An 18,671-nucleotide genomic window follows, 5' to 3' on the forward strand; every position below is an offset into this window, starting at 1 on the left:
TTACTATGATTGGTATTAGTATCAAATCATAAAGTATTAATTTAGCTATTAGTTTGCAGTTAAGACGCTTTGTTTGACATTAAAGACTTAGTTAACGTCTTATTTGCCTCGGAGAGAGTTGATAAAATTGAGAGAATCGTCGACTAAAAGCCGAGATATCACTGTAACCCACCTGTTCTGATATCAATTGTACCGGAATATCGGTATGCGTTAACAAAGCTTTAGCTTTTTCCATTCTTTGTTCGGTAATGTATTGCAATACACTTTGTCCGATGCACTGTTTAAATACCTTTTTAAATTGAGTTGGGCTAAGACAAGCCAACTGTGCAAGTTGATTGACATGTAATGGCTGTGAAAGATCATCAGAAATAGTCTGCAAAACAGCTCGAACTCTAGGATCTATTTGTTCTCCAGCTATTTGTTCTGATAACAATTTACTAAACATTTCAATCATCATTTTCTCTAATGACTGATCAACTTTATGTTGTAATTGTTGCTCAATAAATAACAAATAACTGCGTAACGGTGCAGACATAGCAAAAACAGAAGAGCTCATACTCAATAAATTATCCGGGAGTTGATTAAGGTCAGCAACAATAAAACGAGCACTTTCATCGGCTTTAAACAGATGAAAAACTTGTGCGGGTATTACCACACATTCACCTACCGATACCTTACCTGTATACCCTTCTAGCTCAATAATAATTGTTCCAATAATAGGTAGAACTAACTGATGATAACAGTGGACATGCCCTTTTTGTTGTTTACTGTAAGCGCGAATACTCAGGTTATCTTGCATTAATTACTCACTTCCACTTCATTGCTATCAACGGCATTTTTGACACCAAAGGGAATATGTACAGAAGGCGCAACAGTGCTTGTTGAACTTATATGACCGGATTGATCATCAAAGAAAATATGCGGTTTTAACACGCCAAGGATCAAGCCTTTATCAACACCTCCTAGAAAAAAGGCATCGTTGGTCATCACGCCCCACTCTTTTAAGGTATTTAAGGCTCTTTCATGGGAAGGCGCATTACGCGCAGTGACAATGGATACACGTAAACGATTACGATAGGCGGGATCATGCTTCTTTTTGTTCTCTTCAATTTTTTGAATGGCAGACACCTTCACTAAGAATTCTTTCAAAGGTCCGGGATTATGTGGTTGTAATACATTCTTAGTTTCGTGTTCATGGAACTGATTCAAGTCATTGGTATTATGCATCACGGTTTCTGACTCATCATCGGCTAACACGCCATCAAAATCGAAGGCGATACGTAAATCATCATCATCTTCATCAATAATCGCAGATTTCATCACATGCCCTGCTGGGTAACCTAAGCGAATCGCTTCTTTAACATCGAAGGAGTTACCCGATAAAAACAATGAAATACTTAATGCTGGGATGTAATCATAGGGCGATTTACCTTGCATAAAAATGGCGCGTGAAATCGGTAAATTATGGTGTTTAATAGACTTCATCACTCGCAAGCCCGTATCGGGATCGTTACGTGACAACAACACCACTTCAACCAATGGATCAGACTTAGGATCGTCCGTTAGATTATTGAGCGATAATAAACGCTTAACAAATGAAAATGAAGGGCCTTTAGGTAATGGCACATCCACATGTTTTGTTTGATATTTACGATACTCTTCTTCACCTTTAGTGCGAAACACAGTATCCGACTCTGTTAGGTCGAACATAGCACTAGAAGCAACACCAATCACTAAACGACTACCTAATTCATAGGGCATTTCAACACTCCAAGTAAGACAACATCATTGATTATTAAGGTATAATACCAATCATAGTAAGTAACTGATCTATTTTACTTGTTAAAACAACTTATTTTTTCGTTGTAAGTTTCGTATAGGGAACAACCATTTACATCAACTTACGCCTCAAACTAAGCCATTTTTCCGGCGCAAAATTTAGATCAGTTATTTAATACAATTGGTATAACACTAGCGACTATTTAACCCTAAATCAGCACCTTGATACAGTCATATTATTCAAACTAGTTAAAACAACAAGTATAAGAGGGTTATTGCGGAGACTTACCTTCAATCAAGCGCTGAATCTTTGAAGCGATTACTGTATTATGTCGCGCATATCTTCCCCCGACATAAAAAGAATTTTCATGGCTACTCAACAATTCGATAATGAACTCACGATTATGCGTACGGCAAACACAGAAGTCATTGCACCTGTTATTGAGGGTTTATCTTCCTCTAGCATCGTACTTTCAACGCTGAACTCTAAATATATTCACTCTAGTTTAGGGCTACGTTACTTATATGCTAATTTAAAGGACCTGCAACCGAATTGTGAAGTGAAAGAGTTTGTTATACATACTCGCCCGTTAGATATTGTAGAGCAGATACTGGCAGCAAATCCGACCATAGTAGGTTTTGGCGTTTATATATGGAATATTATTGAAACGACAAATGTTGTAAGCCTATTAAAAGTTATTGCACCACAGGTAAAAATTGTATTGGGCGGTCCAGAAGTTAGCTATGAATCTGAATCACAACCAATCGTGCAAACGGCTGATTATGTCTTAACGGGTGAAGCTGATATCAGTTTCTATGATCTTTGTAGAGATATTTTAAGTGATAATGCACCCACCACTAAAATAATGAAGTCTAAACCTGTCGACTTAAAAGACTTAGCAATGCCCTACCAGTATTACAGTGATGAAGATTTAAAGAATCGATTATTGTACGTAGAAGCTTCACGTGGTTGCCCCTTTAAATGTGAATTTTGTTTATCTTCGTTAGATACTAAATCCAACCCTTACGAGCTAACCGTTTTTTTACAGCAGATGGAAACCTTGTATCAACGTGGGGCGCGGAACTTTAAGTTTATTGACAGAACCTTTAACTTAGATATCAGAACCTCATTGCAAATTATGCAGTTTTTTTTAGATAGAATGACCGATGATCTTTACCTACACTTTGAAGTAGTACCAGACCATCTACCAAGAAAACTCAAAGAGATGCTCGCATTATTCCCTGAAAATACCCTGCAATTTGAGATCGGGATACAGACCTTTGATCAACAAGTGCAAACCAATATTAGTCGTAAGCAAAATAACCCAAAATCAAAAGAAAACTTAATCTGGTTAAAAGAAAATACCACGGCACATATTCATGCTGATTTAATTTTTGGATTGCCAGGCGAAACTTTTGAAACATTCAAAGATAGCTTTGATCAACTGTATGCGTGTAAACCACATGAAATTCAAATGGGCATCTTAAAACGCCTGAAAGGTAGTCCAATCATCAGACATACTGAAGAGTTTGACCTACGTTTTAATCCATTACCACCGTTTAACATTTTAAGTACAGACAGAGTCGATTTTGCCACTATGCAGTTAGTTAATCGTTTTGCACGTTACTGGGACATGATAGGTAACTCTGGTCGATTCAAACATACACTAGACCTTTTGTTAGCCGATAAACCCTTCGATAATTTTATGGCGATCTCTAACTGGATATTTGATGAAACCGGACAGACACACAAAATCAATTTAAAACGTTTGTATGAATTGATATCTCAATCAGTAGTCGCGCTCTTCCCAGATCAACATGCAGTGGTCTTACCGCAGCTTGAAAAAGATTACCAAGCATCAGGATTAAAAAGTATTTTCAATACACTTAACCTTTATCAAGCACAAATCAAAGACACCAATAAACCCAGTAAATTGCTGCAGCGTCAAAAGCAACATATGAGTTAATACTGTTCAAAAATGGCATAAGGTGCTATTGAATAATTGGTTTAATCTGCTTTAACCGATTATTCAACGCACCTTACTGTAAACGTTCTCCTAAAGTTATTAGCTTCCAACAGTCATCCCTATTATTAAATTCAACAACGCCATCAATCCATTCAATTCTTTAAATCTATATTCACTTCCCGAAAAATTAAAACTAATTCTCAGTATACAAGCATCTGTTAGCCATTATTTAAATCTTCTAACCTTTTTGTCTATCTTCCATAAAAACAGTACGTTAACGCTGCAACTTAGTTTGCAATTTCTGATCGGCATATAGCGGATTGATAACTTTCCGCGTAGCCCTTCTTACCTTAAATAATAAAATGAAAGGAAGAAAGATGATTACTTTTAACGCACTAAATTTAAACAAATATACCTTAAATGAGTTAACCGACATAAAGGCCACATTTTATCGACAAGGGTTCGTATTAATAGATACCAGCTCCATTAACGGTAAAGATAAAATATCCCCAGTTGCTACTGCATTAAACTTAGGTAATGCTGCGACAACGTATTACAACAAAACATACTTCGACTACAAACTGACAACAGACAATCTGGCGGTGATTGGTGATTTACCCAATAGAAAAGGTAAAATCAATCATGAAGGTTTTGAAAGCAATAACGCACAGGGATTACATGTAGATGGCACGATCGAACCTTTAGGGTCTATCCAAACATCGCTCTTATACTGTAAACAACCTGCAAAAATCGGAGGTGAGAGTATTGTGTTCAACCTCATGGGAGCCATTAATGATTTAGCAAAAAATGACTTATCCCTTATCCAACCTTTATTTGATCCAAACGCACTAAAAAGAGCATCGACCTATGAAGGCATCAATGAGAGTCATACTGGCCCTATCCTAGGCTACCATCCAGAAACAAAGAGGTTGATTGCCCGATTTGCAATAAACATTACCTGCCAGTGGCAAGAAGGATTTAATAAAGTCCCTGGCTTAGAGAGAACCATTAATCGCCTCATTGCTATGGCCGAAGAAGGTTCACCTTATACCGCTAAATTTCAATTACAAAGCGAGACCTTGCTGGTGATGGATAACAGCAGAATCTGCCACGGTCGTGCGGCTTATACAGACTGTCCAACAAAACCTAGAACCATGATCAGAGGTATCTACTCACAACTACCTAACTAATTTTTACTGATCATCTCATTAATAATGAATCATGATAACGCCAAGCACGAACTTGCTTTCGTGCTTTTTTATTTCCTGTCAGGGCTCCCCCCATTACAGCTCAATAAGGTCCTTTAATATTGACATAGCCTTTTGCACCTATCAGTTTGATTGGAAATAACCATAGCAAAAACAAGAAATGTCATAGACAAACCTATCAATTAAGCTTAAATTAAACACATCTTAATAATAACTATTATCATTAAATGGTGTTATTACCCTATTAGACTTATTGTTAATGGCATAAGAAAAATAGAAAACAAAACATAAGAACTAAACATTAAATTGGGCGAATTATGAATAAGAAAACAATCCTAATGATTTTAGATGGCTGGGGCACTTCTCCAGACCCTAAAGTATCAGCACCAGACAATGCGAACATTCCATTTTTAGACTCTTTATACAAAGATTACCCTAATGCTTCACTACGTACTGACGGTGAACATGTTGGTTTACCTGTAGGACAAATGGGGAACAGTGAAGTTGGACACATGAACTTAGGTGCAGGTCGCATCGTTTATCAAGACTTAGCAAAAATTAACATGGCCGTAGCGAATAACACGCTTGCTCAAGAGCCAGTACTGGTTGATGCACTACAATACGCGAAAGACAATAATAAAGACGTGCACTTTTTAGGTTTATTAAGTGACGGTGGTGTACATTCACATTCAAGCCACTTAAAAGGCTTTATCGATGCCGCTCAACAAGCTGGTGTTGAACATTCTTACGTTCATGCATTTTCTGACGGCCGCGATGTAGACCCTAAATCAGGTAAAGGATCGATTCAAGATTTACAAAATTACATTAAAGGTACCAATACGCAAATAGCTTCGATCACTGGTCGTTACTACGCAATGGATCGAGACAATCGCTGGGAACGAGTTCAACTAGCTTATGATGCACTGGTTAATGGTGTTGGTGTAAAAGCAACGGATCCAATTACTGCAATTGAACAAAGTTATGCAGAGGGTGTTACCGATGAGTTTGTTAAACCAATTATCTTAACTGACGATCAAGCACAACCTAAAGCCACCATTAAAAAAGATGATGTGGTTATCTTCTTTAACTTCCGTACCGACCGAGGCCGTGAATTAACTCAAATGTTAAGTCAGCAAGACTTCCCTGAGCAAAATACCACTAAACTTGATTTGTACTACGTAACGATCACTAACTACAGTGATGACTTTGAAAATGTAAAAGTAATTTACGACAAAGATAACATCAGTGAAACCTTGGGTGAAGTATTAGAAAAACACGGTAAGAAACAGATACGAATTGCAGAAACAGAAAAATACCCACATGTGACATTTTTCTTTTCTGGTGGTCGAGAGGAACCTTTTGAAGGCGAATCACGTATCCTTAAAAACTCACCTAAAGTGGCAACCTACGACTTAAAACCTGAGATGAGTGCCTACGAACTGCGTGACGCCCTTGTTCCAGAGTTAAACAAAGGTGAAGCTGACTTTGTTTGCCTTAACTTTGCCAACGGTGATATGGTCGGTCATACAGGTATGATGGATGCAGCAATTAAAGCCTGCGAAGCAGTAGATGAATGTGTTAAAGATGTTGTCACCGCTGCGCTAGCAAATGATTACACCACACTAATCATCGCCGACCATGGTAACTGTGAAACCATGATGAACCCAGATGGTAGCCCACATACGGCGCATACAACGAATCCAGTACCTGTGATTCTAGTGGATAAAGATCTGAAGAAGATCGAAGATGGTGTGTTAGGTGATATGGCTCCGACTATACTTAAGTTAATCGGCATAGAACAACCAGCTGCAATGACCAGACACTCGTTGGTTTAGGATCACTATAAACGACTAGATTAGTAGGGCAGAAACTGCCCTACTATTAACTTAAATAGCATATTTGATCTTAGAAGAGGGGTTGAAAAAGATAAAGTTCATCATCTGAATCATCGCCCTTCATGCACTAGTCAACTAAGCTATTTTCTACGCATGATATGTTGAGGGCCAACCAAACCACCTAAATACAATTTAGCTGTATCTTCAAAACCAGCTTTTTTATAGCAATTAATTGTTCCATGATTTTTACAATTAACGGTTAGATAAATGAACGCATTATCAGCATAATTCTCACTTAAATATTTAGGTAATACTTTCATAAATTGAGCACCAAGACCTTTGACTTGATAGCGACTATCTATAGCTAACGACTTTAAGCCGATACTCGAATCAGAACAAAACTCGTGGCTTTTTGAATAGCCCAAATCTAATTAAAAAAACCAACCGTGTTACCTTCATATTTTACTATATGCTTATCAATTAACTTTGTGTGGCGCATCTTCAACTTGTATTCTTACTTTCTCAACGGGGGTCACTAAAAAGTTTTCTCCTTCCTCTAACCATAAAATACGGCTAAACATTTTAACCATCGCAGGACGATTGATCTTCCCCTTCATGTACCCAATCACCATTTGATTTAATAACTAAATCCATATCGCCACAGAAAGGAGGAGTCCACTGATCAACAGGAGGTAATGAGTCAAATTTGGTACTGTCTAAACCTTTTAACATAATGGTCATTCCCTGTGTTTGTATTCAGTAGATAATATTGTAAAAACAGTACAGTCACTTTTCTAGATAGATGCAACACAATCAAACATTAATATCGACTAAATAATGAGTTAGCATTAGCCTTATTTGATTAAATAAACAACAATCTACAAACTTGTAATGATCGCAGAAACTTAATTATTCGTACTCCTTAAAAAAGGAGATTATAACTTCCTAGTAAGTGCTAGCCGGTATCATGGATTAGCCTTAACACTGGATCCTTACTATATGAATAAATGGATAACAAAAAACTATGGTTGATTTTAGCCGACTGGCTTATGTTGATATTGAAACAACAGGTACAAAACCCACACGAGATCAAATCACTGAAATTGCTATCGTTCAAACTCTTAATGGGAAAATCATTGATAAATGGCAATCACTTGTTTGTCCAAATACATTTATTCCTACAATGATTCAGCAGTTAACAGGAATAACACCTGATATGGTTATAGACGTCCCTACCATTGATAAAATAATCCCAGTCATCATAGAAAAACTTGCTGATCATGTGCTGGTTGCACATAACGCACGCTTTGATGTGAGCTTTTTACGTAATGCCTTTAAACAAAACAACATAGAATTTAAATACCCAGTGGTATGTACCGTAAAACTCTCACGTGAGATGTACCCAACGTTTAAAAGGCATAACCTTGACAGCATTATTAAACGCTTTGGTTTAACTTGTGAAAGTCGACACAGAGCCATGGACGATGCCGCTATCCTTCCAGAAATAGTCGCGCGTATGAAAAGTGATTTTAACCAGCAGAAAGTACTACAAGCGATGGCTTCTCAACAAAAGCTTTCTAGCGTACCACCCCATATCAATCCTGACATATTCTCGACTATGCCTAATGAACCAGGTGTGTATTTATTTTACGGTGAAACAGGTAACTTATTATACGTAGGTAAAAGTGTGCAAATTAGAGCGCGAGTTATGTCGCACTTTTCCAGTGACCATAGTCATGATCGTGAAATGCGCATGGCACAACAAGTCCATGATATTGAATGGATAATCACAGCAGGTGAATTTAGCGCATTAGTGTTAGAGTCTGAATTGGTTAAGTCGCGAGCGCCTTTATTCAATCGGCAACTTCGCAAACAAAAATCATTGTTTACCATCTATTGGGACAATAGTCTTGATAAAACAGTTGCTCAACCAAGCGTTATTGATATCAATACGTTAAACACTCAGTCCAAAAAATCATCATTAAAGAATACCTATGGGCTTTTCAAAAACCGACGGACAGCCACTGAGACTCTACGTAAACTTAAAGATGAAAATCAACTCTGTGGCATTCAATTGGGCTTAGAAAAAGGTAAAGGACCTTGTTTTTCTTACCAGCTGAAAAAATGTAAAGGGATTTGTTGTGGTAAAGAAACAACCATCGCTTACCAGATAAGAATGCAGCAAGCATTAGCTCCGATAAAAATTAAAGGTTGGCCTTATCAAGGAACCATTGGCATTAAAGAATACAATGAACAAAGCGATATAAGCTGTATTCATATTATTTCCCATTGGTTGTATCTAGGCAAAGTGAACAATGAAAGTGAGTTAGTAGATTTCAATTTTGATGTGACAGCTAAACTGGATCAAGACTTTTATAAAATATGTATTTCGCAACTACAAAAGAGCCATCGCTTTATTAACTTAGCAAACCTTAACCAATAACTTACATGTTTTATAAAGCCGTATCTTGATTGATAAGAAACTGGTGAGGAATAACTAAAAGGCACAATGCCAATTTAATTGCCTAGCTGAGTCTTCATGAGCTTTGTTTAATGATACTCACTATTTCTCTGTCATTGTGGCACTCGCTACGATTCCTACCATGTTCCTTACTTTGATATAAAGCAAGGTCGGCATGTTTAATTAACTCAACGGGTTTAATAATTAATTGCGGAATGGCTGATGCGACTCCAGTACTAATAGTGACATGCTTGTAAGATGATTCAATATGCGGAATGTTTAAGTTACTAACAGCAAGCCTTACCTTTTCTGCAACTAACGCCCCCTCTTTGAGGGTACTTTCTAACAATATAACAAACTCTTCACCTCCATATCGAAATAAAGAATCAGTCGGTCTATTAACTGTTTTTTGAATGGTTTGAGCAACGACTTTTAAACAATCATCCCCAGCGATATGTCCATAAGTATCATTGAAGTTTTTAAAATGGTCTATATCTATCATTAGTAACGTTAACGGTTGTTGGCTGCGTACTTTCACCATCCACAAATGGTTGAGTGTTTTATCTAACCATCTTCTATTATAAACCTCAGTTAAGCTATCTATTTGCGATAAAGATTCTAAAGCTGAATTGGATTTTTCTAGCGCTTCATTTCTGTCATTAACCATATCAATAGCGGCATTAAAACCAACAATCAAGTCACCAATTTCATCTTCTTTGTAACCTTCAATATGACTTAATGATTTATTTTGTAATACCATCTCCCTAACCGACGCAGCGGCCTTTCTTAATGGGGTAAAGAAGAAGGTTAAAAAAAACATAATAACCAAAAACACAGTAACACCTACAATGAGCCCATTAATAATTGTAGCTCGTAAACTGTCATTAATAACTTGATAAACCTTATCAACAGGAGTTCTTATGATAACAAACCAATCCGAGGATTTAACATCAGCAGCTGCAGCTAACATTTGGTCATTCGCTGAAGTTGCAGTAGAGCTGTATCCATTAAAGCCATCCATTACCTGATCAAAAAATAGATCCTGCCCTTTTATTGGCGTTGTTTTAAATATAAAATTTGGATCGCTCGCAGCTATAAACCTTCGCTCTTTTCTTGAAACGACAAAGATATCGCTTTGTTTACTAAAGTCTTTATCAAATATATATTCTATAAATTCAGGCCGATTAAAAAAAATTGGCGCTTCTAAAACACCTAAGACCTCACCACTTTCATCTCTTAAAGCAATTGCAATAACAACTAATATTTCATCAATAACTCGAGAACGAAAAGGTAAACTTATAATAACGCCTTCGCTATCCTTAGCTTTTATCATCCATTCAGATTCAGCAAAGACTACATTTTTCCTGCCAGGAATAACTGGATATTCAGCGATAGCACCATCTCCGCTTGCTCTTATAACAGCAAATCCTTGCGGAAAAAAGTCAGTAAATGAAATATTAGTTTTCAACAATTCTTTAATAAAGTCTTCTGATTGCATCTTTTGTACAGGTATTTTATCCGCTAGAGCTGCCAAGAATTTTGTACGTATTTTTATTTTTTTTTGAATATCTTCTGCAATAAATTGAGCTTGTGTATATTGTTCTTTATTAATTTGATTTGTAATTTCAGACTTAAGTATTAAGAAATTATAAATTTGAAGCGGCATAAAAGCGACGATGATAAACACCGAAATATAGAAGGATAACTTGGTAGAAATACGCGATGGTTTCATTTTATGTAAAAGACTTATCATGCACTCATAATTTATTAGTTAACAGATAAGATAAACATAGCGCTTTTATCAATTAAAAGTTAGTCTTTTGATTATTTTTTAATGAAAATAAGTCTCATATAAGATTTTTTATGTCAAAAGAGGTGTTAAAAGAATTTATTTATAAAAATTCACTATCAAACTGATATAAATAACACCCACAGATAAAGCTATCAGCGATTAAAAAATCCAGAGTAATTATTAGCGGGAAGATGAGTCTTCAAGCATTAACAGATAAGGCTTACCCGCACTCGTTAAGCCATAGCCAGTTCCATCCACCGTCTCTAATATTTCTAATTGGTTTGCTAAATCATAATAAACTTGACGAGCAATAATCGCTTTCATTCCATAGCGCATAGAAACATATGGGCGTTCATTACCTTCAAAGGGCGCAATCCAAATATCGCAATCTGCGCCAAGCGTCATGACATCATCAGTATGTGTTCTAAACTCAATTGCATTTCCTCGATCCGTTTCAATCCATTGCCAATGCGTGATCATAAACGGCGCATCTTCAACTTGTATACGTACTTTCTCAACCGGCGTCACGAGAAAGTGTTCACCCTTCTCTAACCAAAGAATACGACTGAACATTTTCACCATCGCAGGACGATTTATTTTACCGCCTTCATGGATCCAATCGCCGTTTGATTTAATAACCAAATCCATATCGCCACAAAAAGGCGGCGTCCACTGATCAACAGGTGGTAGTGAATCATACTTTGTACTTTCTAAACCTTTTAACATATCCCTTCCTGCCTCATTAATGTGCTAATAAGTAAATATCAAATTTATCAAAAATAGTATGACGTCAGTACACACATTTTTTTAATAAGATGCAATCACAAAAAATACAAAAGCATTAAATCAGAGTTAAATAGATCAATGATAAGAAACCCGCAATTCTTGATTAACATAGCATTACGGGTCTTGGCTCTTTAAAGGATGGAATAACACGTTAAAAATGTTTGCATTATGTTAATCAATTCATGAGCAATCTTGACGAAATTGCTGATGACTCTTTTTACTATGCTCTTTTATTTTCCCTAAAATAACTTTTACTTCGTCTCTCTCTTGTGTTTCATTTAGGGCCTTAAATAAACGTTGTAATTCGTTCATTCCTTGTATGTATTTTAAATGTCGTTGGTGCTGCTGTGTATCCATCCCTTTCATGTTGTTCATTGCCGACATATCATGATCCATGTTTTCCATTTCAGCCATGCTCATTTTGCTATGATCCATGCCTTCCATTTCAGTCATGTTCATATTGCTATGGTCCATGTTTTCCATCTCAGTCATATTCATATTGCTATGATCCATGCCTTCCATCTCAGCCATGCTCATATTGCTATGGTCCATGCCTTTCATTTCAGCCATGTTCATATTGCTATGATCCATGCCTTCCATCTCAGCCATGTTCATATTGCTATGATCCATGCCTTCCATCTCAGCCATGTTCATATTGCTATGATCCATCTCCTTCAAATTGGAGATAGTCACAGGTATAAATTGATGTGCCTTTTCAGCTAGTGTTAATAATTCATTGAGATGTGCTTGCATCTTTTCTTGGTCTTCACTCTTGAAGCCCTTTACATACCCCCTTAGTTCACTCTTCATATGTTTCATTAACTGCCCTAGCTCAGTCTCTTTAATCTCACAGTGTTGTTCACTTGCAAATGTTGAACTAATTGGAAGAGCTAACAATAAAACGCCAGATATCAAAGTGGCTAACGTTGTTTTTTTAATATTCATGATTTTTCCTTTTTCTTTATATGTAACAAAAATATTCAGCTATTTAATGTGCTGATAAAACATCATATAGCTGATTAAATAATGCTTACTTTTGGTTGTTCAACTGTTGACGCATTGAGAACTTTTTCCACTGGAAATAGACTGCAGGCAATATCAATAGGGTTAAAATGATGGCGCTGACCATTCCCCCAATCATAGGTGCAGCAATGCGTTGCATCACTTCTGAGCCAGTTCCATCGCCATACATAATAGGTACCAAACCAATCACTACGGTCGCCACTGTCATCATGACAGGCCTAACGCGTAAACCTGCACCTTCAATGACAGCATCTCTTAAGTCTTGCCTATTAAATTGATTGAGACGCTTTGATTTTTTGTCGGCTAATGATTGATTTAAATAGATAAGCATAATGACGCCAATTTCAATCGATACGCCTGCTAATGCTATAAAGCCAACGCCGACGGAAATCGAGAAATTAAACCCTAGTAGGAACATCAACCAAACTCCTCCCATCAGGGCAAAAGGTAAGGTCGAGAGAATCAGCAGGACTTCACCGACACGTCTAAAGGCTAAGTAAAGTAAAACAATAATGATGGCTATTGTAATAGGGATCACTTTCGCCAAACGCGCGTTGGCTTTTTCCATATACTCATACTGCCCAGACCAAATCAGTGAATAACCCGCGGGTAAATTGATTTTCTGATTAACAACTTCCCTTGCTTCTTTTACATAGGAACCTAAATCACGGCCTTCAATATCAACAAATATCCAACCATTTAAACGTGCATTTTCTGTTTTTATCATTGGAGCACCTGTTTCGATAGTGACCGCTGCGATGTCATTTAAACTAATCGCTATTTTAGATGGCGTAATGATAGGTAATGCTTTAAGTGCCGATACGGAATCCCGGTAGTGGTTAGGGTACCGTAAATTGACAGGATAACGTTCTAAACCTTCAATGGTTTCAGTGATATCTTGCCCCCCAATTGCGACGGCAGATAATTGTTGAATTTGTGCCACACTCAGCCCATAACGAGCGGCTTTTTGACGGTCAATGTCCACGTTAATGTATCGTCCACCACTGACTCGCTCAGCATAAACAGAAGCAGTTCCTTCCACTGAGGTTAATATCTGCTCAATTTGCTTGCCAATGCTTTCAATTTCAACCAGATCGCCCCCCGCAATTTTTATCCCTATGGGCGTTTTAATGCCGGTTGCTAACATATCAATACGTGTTTTAATCGGCATCACCCATGCATTGGTTAATCCTGGAAATTGAATTAAGTTATCCAACTCTTGTTTTAATAACACCTTGGTCATGCCTGTTCGCCATTCCGCTTTAGGCTTGAATTGAATAACCGTTTCAATCATGGTTAAAGGAGCGGGATCGGTTGCCGTTTCAGCACGACCAACCTTTCCCCATACAGTTTTCACTTCAGGTACAGTTTTAATCAGCTTGTTGGTTTGTTGTAATAACTGCCTTGCTTTACCTATTGAAATACCTGGATAGGTAGTCGGCATATACATTAAATCCCCTTCATCAAGTGGAGGAATAAACTCACTACCAATTTTGTTGATCGGATAAAATCCAACCACGAGCAGGAGTAATGCCATTATGATGAGTTGCTTAGGAAAACGTAAACTAAAGGTTAAAAAGGGTTTATAGAGGGCAATCACTAATCGGTTTAATGGGTTTTTATGCTCCGGTAATACTTTACCGCGAATGAAGTAGCCCATTAAAACAGGTATTAAGGTAATTGCTAAACCAGCTGATGCTGCCATTGCATATGTTTTAGTGAAGGCTAATGGTGAAAACATCTTGCCTGACTGCCCTTCCAGAGCAAATACGGGCAAAAAACTAAAGGTAATAATAAGTAATGAAAAAAACAAGGCAGGCCCAACTTCACTTGATGCCTTCACAATCACCTGCCAACGGTTATCATCGGTCAGCTCTGTTTTCTCCATGTGTTTATGCACGTTTTCAATCATTACTATCGCCCCATCAACCATGGCTCCAATAGCAATCGCAATTCCTCCGAGTGACATGATATTTGCGTTAATCCCTTGCCACGACATAATAATGAAGGCAACAAAGATCCCCACAGGTAAGCTGAGTAAAACCACTAAAGATGATCGAAAATGAAATAAAAATGCGGCACACACTAACACCACTACGATAAATTCTTCCAGTAACTTATCGTATAGATTATCTACCGCTGCGTTGATCAACTCTGAGCGATCATAAGTAGGGATGATTTCAACACCTTCAGGCAAGCTTTTTTGCAATGTATTAAGCTTTTCTTTGACTGCTGAAATGACCCCTTGTGCATTCTCACCATAACGCATCACAATAATACCACTGACCACTTCGCCCTCACCGTTAAGCTCTGTGATGCCTCTACGCATTTGTGGCCCTAAACGGATCTCTGCTACATCCCCCAATAAAAGTGGCGTTCCTTTATCATTCACTTGTAATGGAATTAACCGTAAATCGTCGATTGAAATGATATAACCAGTGGTGCGTACCATATACTCAGCTTCCGCCATTTCAAGTACACTTGCGCCAGACTCTTGATTTGCTGCTTTAATCGCGCCACTAACAGTATTTAAAGAGATGTTATAAGCCCGTAATTTATTGGGATCAACACGCACCTGATACTGTTTGACCATACCGCCTACAGTCGCCACCTCAGAAACACCTTCGACAGTTTGTAATTCATATTTTAAAAACCAATCTTGCAAGCTACGCAACTCGCTTAAATCATGCTTTCCACTTTTATCCACCAAGGCATAACTAAAAATCCAACCCACGCCAGTAGCATCGGGTCCTAAGGCGGATCTAGCTTGTTCCGGCAGGTCCGGAGCCACTTGTGAAAGGTACTCTAAAACACGAGAACGAGCCCAATATATATCAGTCTCATCATCAAAGATGATATAAGTATAAGAAGCCCCAAAGAACGAATAACCACGAACGGTCACTGCACCCGGCACACTCAACATAGCAGTGGTTAATGGATAAGTGACTTGATCTTCTACTACTTGAGGTACTTGACCAGGATAAGTGGTTTTAATAATAACCTGTACATCAGAGAGATCGGGTATTGCATCGATCGGTGTTTTTTGTAAGGAATACACCCCATAGAGCACAGTCACAACGGTGATCAACAAAACAAGCATTCGGTTTTTTACTGACCAACTAATAATATTAGGGATCATAAAACCTCCCCTTGAATATTAATCATAAAAGGCTTTACGTTATGAATACCTAAAGCACTGAAATCAAGCCAATCTAAATCTTCATCCTCTTTGTTTGGATCGTATTCTTGTTCTTCTTTTTTATTTTGTTCCTCTAACATACGTTCAAAATCAGCACTGATACTTGATTCACTATCTAATAAAAACTGAGCGGAAGTGACGACTTTTTGCCCTATTTCAAGGCCAGATAGCACTTCAACAAGGTCTTTATTTTCTAGCCCAGTTTTCACCAGAACAGAGCGAAATTTACCTTCGCCCATGGCTAACACCACACGGTTCATATTACCGCCATAAATCACAGCTTCACGAGGTACTTGCAGGCGCTTACCTGAAATAGTTGGCGTTAATACCACTGAAGAAAACATATTAGGCTTTAACTGATTAGTTGGATTTTCAAACTGTAAACGAACACGAAGAGCTCGGTTTTGTTCACTCATTTCAGGATAAATGAAATCAACTTTCCCCACCCATTCTTGACCTGGAAAATAATCTAAAGTCATTGCAGCAAGGTCACCTAATTTAACCAGTGAAGCTTGTTCAGAAAACACTTCTATCTCTACCCAAACAGAATCTAAGTTAACCGCTTTAACCACTAATACTGAAGGTGAAATATATGCCCCTTCATTGACGTTAAGTTCAGAAATTGTGCCATCCTCTGGCGCATAAACCGTTACGCTCTGAGAAACCTTTTTACTTTTTATAATCTGCCTTATTTGATGTTGGCTTACGCCAAGCGCATTGAGCCTTGCTTTAGATGATTCTACTAAAGCGCTTCGGTTTAGCTTGATAGCATTAAACAGAGAGGTTTGGGCTTTCACTAATTCTGGAGAATAAAGCTCATACAATTTTTCACCCGCTTTAACCTCTCCCCCCACCGATTTTACATACAGCTTTTCAACCCAACCTGATACCCTGCTATTGATTTGCCAAACAGCATCTTCATTTTCCTGTATCTGACCGAAGCTATCAATTTTGACCTTAAATTCAGACTCATCTACTGCAGCAGTGCGTAATCCTAGATTGTTTTCAACAGCAGGAGATATTTTCACCGTGCCTTTTTCTGTATCTGCTTTATCTTCTTCATAAACAGGAATCAAATCCATTCCCATTGGGGATTTACCAGGCTTATCTCGGCGATAATTAGCATCCATTGGAGCAACCCAATATTTCACCTTGAGAGTCGACATTTCTGTCCCTGCCATTGTTGTTTGATGTGTGGTTGAAAGCTGAAAAATGCCACTTTGATTCAGCAAGAATCCGGTCAATAAACCGACCAATAAAGTTAATAAATAACGCATAATTTTTTCCTTAAAGGGCCTGAAAGTAACGGATTTTAGAAAGACTTTTCCAGCCATCAAAATAGAGCTTTTGGTACTCGATTGAGAGATTCAACTTATGAATATAAGCTTGGATAACATCCTGAAATGGACGAGTATTTGATTGATAACTTTGCTCTAATACCTCAGCATGCTCGTTTGCTTGCTTCAATAAACTATCTCGATAACGATGCTGACGAGAAATAAGTTGCTGATAACGAACAATTTCAGCATTAAGTTGAGCATTAAGCTGCCTCACTAATAAACGGTGCTCAGCTTGTTTTTGCCCCTTATTTTGTTGTGCAGATATGACTTTTTGATCTTGGCGCTGCTCAGTAAATAAAGGGATATCCATGGTGACAAATCCACTGACAAGATCAGATCGAAGATCACCGTTATCATCTTCAGATAATCGTCTCCCATAACCTAATTCAACTTTAAAACTTGGTTTATAATCTTGTTGCACAAGCTTTATATGACTACTAGCAACCAAGATACTTTGTGCTAATGCTTTTACTTTTGGGTGCGCTCTAAGCACCTCGTAATGTTGAGGATTAAGCGATGGATCACGATTAATATAATCTAATGTATCGGACCAAGTCGGGAGAGATGTCTGAAATGTTTGATAAGCTAGCTCACCAATCCATTCACTTAATAAATGACGATAAGTAAGGGACTGCTGATTTAATTTGTCTAATTTTTCATCGAGTAACCCCAGCTCGATTTCAGCACTTATCAAATCTTCATTTTCAATAAGCCCTAAAGTAAATTGTGAGGCTAAATCCTGATAAAAACTATTAAAAAGCCGCCTATTTTCAGTGACGAGTTGTACTGACTTTTCAATAAACAAGATATCAAACCAAAGATCTCGCACTGCTTTTTTAACTAATAGACGGCGATTCAAACCTTGATAAACAGCGACTTCTGACTGTAAAGTAAAGCCTTCTTTAGTGATCTCTAGCGTATTACCACGACTAAATTGTTGTGATACCCCAAACGTCATCTGGGTCATCGGGTCACTGTCTAGTGAAAAGTTATCTGTCGGCATATTCGCCAAACCAAACTTAATCATAGGGTCTGCAAGCGTTGCACTACTTTTGCCTTGTGCAATTAATGAGGCTTGCTTTGCTTGATATATTTTTTGTCCAGGATCGTCCTGTAATGCTATTTGCTCTGCATTTTGTAAAGATAATGCAGACACATGAAGCCCAACTGTTGTTAATAACAACAGGGGTAAGTAATGAAGTTTCATCTCTTTTTTCCTTTTACCCATCCAATGGATAAATAGTTAATCTGTAATTTCTATCTCATACCAATTGTATTAAA

The 18,671-nt window shown here is 37.7% G+C and carries 13 protein-coding genes and 1 pseudogene; 4 read left to right on the forward strand and 10 right to left on the reverse strand.

Annotated elements, in window-relative coordinates:
- Window positions 1-91 precede the first annotated feature (91 nt).
- Together DS885_RS07725 and DS885_RS07730 are read right to left on the reverse strand one after the other, a co-directional pair.
- Window positions 92-799 (reverse strand): AraC family transcriptional regulator, encoded by a 708-nt coding sequence (locus DS885_RS07725; RefSeq protein ID WP_113818861.1) that lies wholly within the window; start codon window positions 797-799, stop codon window positions 92-94.
- A complete protein-coding gene (locus DS885_RS07730; RefSeq protein WP_113818862.1) occupies window positions 799-1,761 on the reverse strand; it encodes a 5'-nucleotidase in 963 nt (320 codons plus the stop codon). The genes DS885_RS07725 and DS885_RS07730 overlap by 1 nt, the downstream gene beginning before the upstream one ends.
- Window positions 1,762-2,147: 386 nt before the next feature.
- Here DS885_RS07730 and DS885_RS07735 point away from each other — a divergent pair, with 386 nt between their 5' ends.
- The 3 genes from DS885_RS07735 to gpmI all read left to right on the forward strand — a co-directional run bounded on the left by DS885_RS07735 (window position 2,148) and on the right by gpmI (window position 6,789).
- A complete protein-coding gene (locus DS885_RS07735; RefSeq protein WP_113818863.1) occupies window positions 2,148-3,746 on the forward strand; it encodes a B12-binding domain-containing radical SAM protein in 1,599 nt (532 codons plus the stop codon).
- A 377-nt stretch (window positions 3,747-4,123) separates the two neighbouring features.
- Window positions 4,124-4,936, forward strand: coding sequence for a TauD/TfdA family dioxygenase (locus tag DS885_RS07740; protein ID WP_181817730.1), 813 nt, complete (start codon window positions 4,124-4,126; stop codon window positions 4,934-4,936).
- A 335-nt stretch (window positions 4,937-5,271) separates the two neighbouring features.
- The gene (gene gpmI, locus DS885_RS07745) at window positions 5,272-6,789 is read left to right on the forward strand and encodes a 2,3-bisphosphoglycerate-independent phosphoglycerate mutase (protein ID WP_113818865.1); all 1,518 of its coding nucleotides are present in this window, start codon (window positions 5,272-5,274) and stop codon (window positions 6,787-6,789) included.
- A 140-nt stretch (window positions 6,790-6,929) separates the two neighbouring features.
- Here gpmI and DS885_RS07750 read toward each other — a convergent pair whose 3' ends face one another.
- Both DS885_RS07750 and DS885_RS17885 read right to left on the reverse strand, forming a co-directional pair.
- Window positions 6,930-7,214, reverse strand: a complete 285-nt coding sequence (locus DS885_RS07750) for a GNAT family N-acetyltransferase (RefSeq protein ID WP_113818866.1) — start codon at window positions 7,212-7,214, stop codon at window positions 6,930-6,932.
- 51 nt (window positions 7,215-7,265) lie between these two features.
- Window positions 7,266-7,530 (reverse strand): annotated as a pseudogene (locus DS885_RS17885) (DUF1285 domain-containing protein).
- Window positions 7,531-7,813: 283 nt separating this feature from the next.
- On the opposite strand from DS885_RS17885, the gene DS885_RS07760 reads away from it, so the two are divergent.
- Entirely contained in the window at window positions 7,814-9,232 is a 1,419-nt protein-coding gene (locus tag DS885_RS07760) for an exonuclease domain-containing protein (RefSeq protein ID WP_113818867.1), read from the forward strand.
- A gap of 94 nt (window positions 9,233-9,326) precedes the next feature.
- Here the strand turns inward: DS885_RS07760 and DS885_RS07765 are convergent, their stop codons facing one another.
- From DS885_RS07765 to DS885_RS07790, 6 genes are all read right to left on the reverse strand, one after another.
- Entirely contained in the window at window positions 9,327-10,982 is a 1,656-nt protein-coding gene (locus DS885_RS07765) for a sensor domain-containing diguanylate cyclase (protein WP_181817731.1), read from the reverse strand.
- A gap of 240 nt (window positions 10,983-11,222) precedes the next feature.
- Complete coding sequence (locus DS885_RS07770) at window positions 11,223-11,768, reverse strand: DUF1285 domain-containing protein (protein WP_113818869.1); 546 nt, start codon at window positions 11,766-11,768, stop codon at window positions 11,223-11,225.
- A 240-nt stretch (window positions 11,769-12,008) separates the two neighbouring features.
- Entirely contained in the window at window positions 12,009-12,773 is a 765-nt protein-coding gene (locus DS885_RS07775) for a copper resistance protein CopA (RefSeq protein ID WP_113818870.1), read from the reverse strand.
- An 85-nt stretch (window positions 12,774-12,858) separates the two neighbouring features.
- On the reverse strand, window positions 12,859-15,990 hold the full coding sequence (locus DS885_RS07780) for an efflux RND transporter permease subunit (RefSeq protein WP_113818871.1): 3,132 nt from the start codon (window positions 15,988-15,990) through the stop codon (window positions 12,859-12,861).
- A complete protein-coding gene (locus DS885_RS07785) occupies window positions 15,987-17,327 on the reverse strand; it encodes an efflux RND transporter periplasmic adaptor subunit (RefSeq protein ID WP_113818872.1) in 1,341 nt (446 codons plus the stop codon). Before DS885_RS07785 ends, DS885_RS07780 begins: the two co-directional genes overlap by 4 nt.
- 10 nt (window positions 17,328-17,337) lie before the next feature.
- Window positions 17,338-18,597 carry a TolC family protein gene (locus DS885_RS07790; protein ID WP_113818873.1) on the reverse strand — a complete coding sequence of 420 codons (1,260 nt, stop codon included), beginning with the start codon at window positions 18,595-18,597 and terminating at the stop codon, window positions 17,338-17,340.
- Window positions 18,598-18,671: the final 74 nt, after the last annotated feature.

Source organism: Psychromonas sp. B3M02 (genome assembly GCF_003318165.1).
Lineage (GTDB): Bacteria > Pseudomonadota > Gammaproteobacteria > Enterobacterales > Psychromonadaceae > Psychromonas.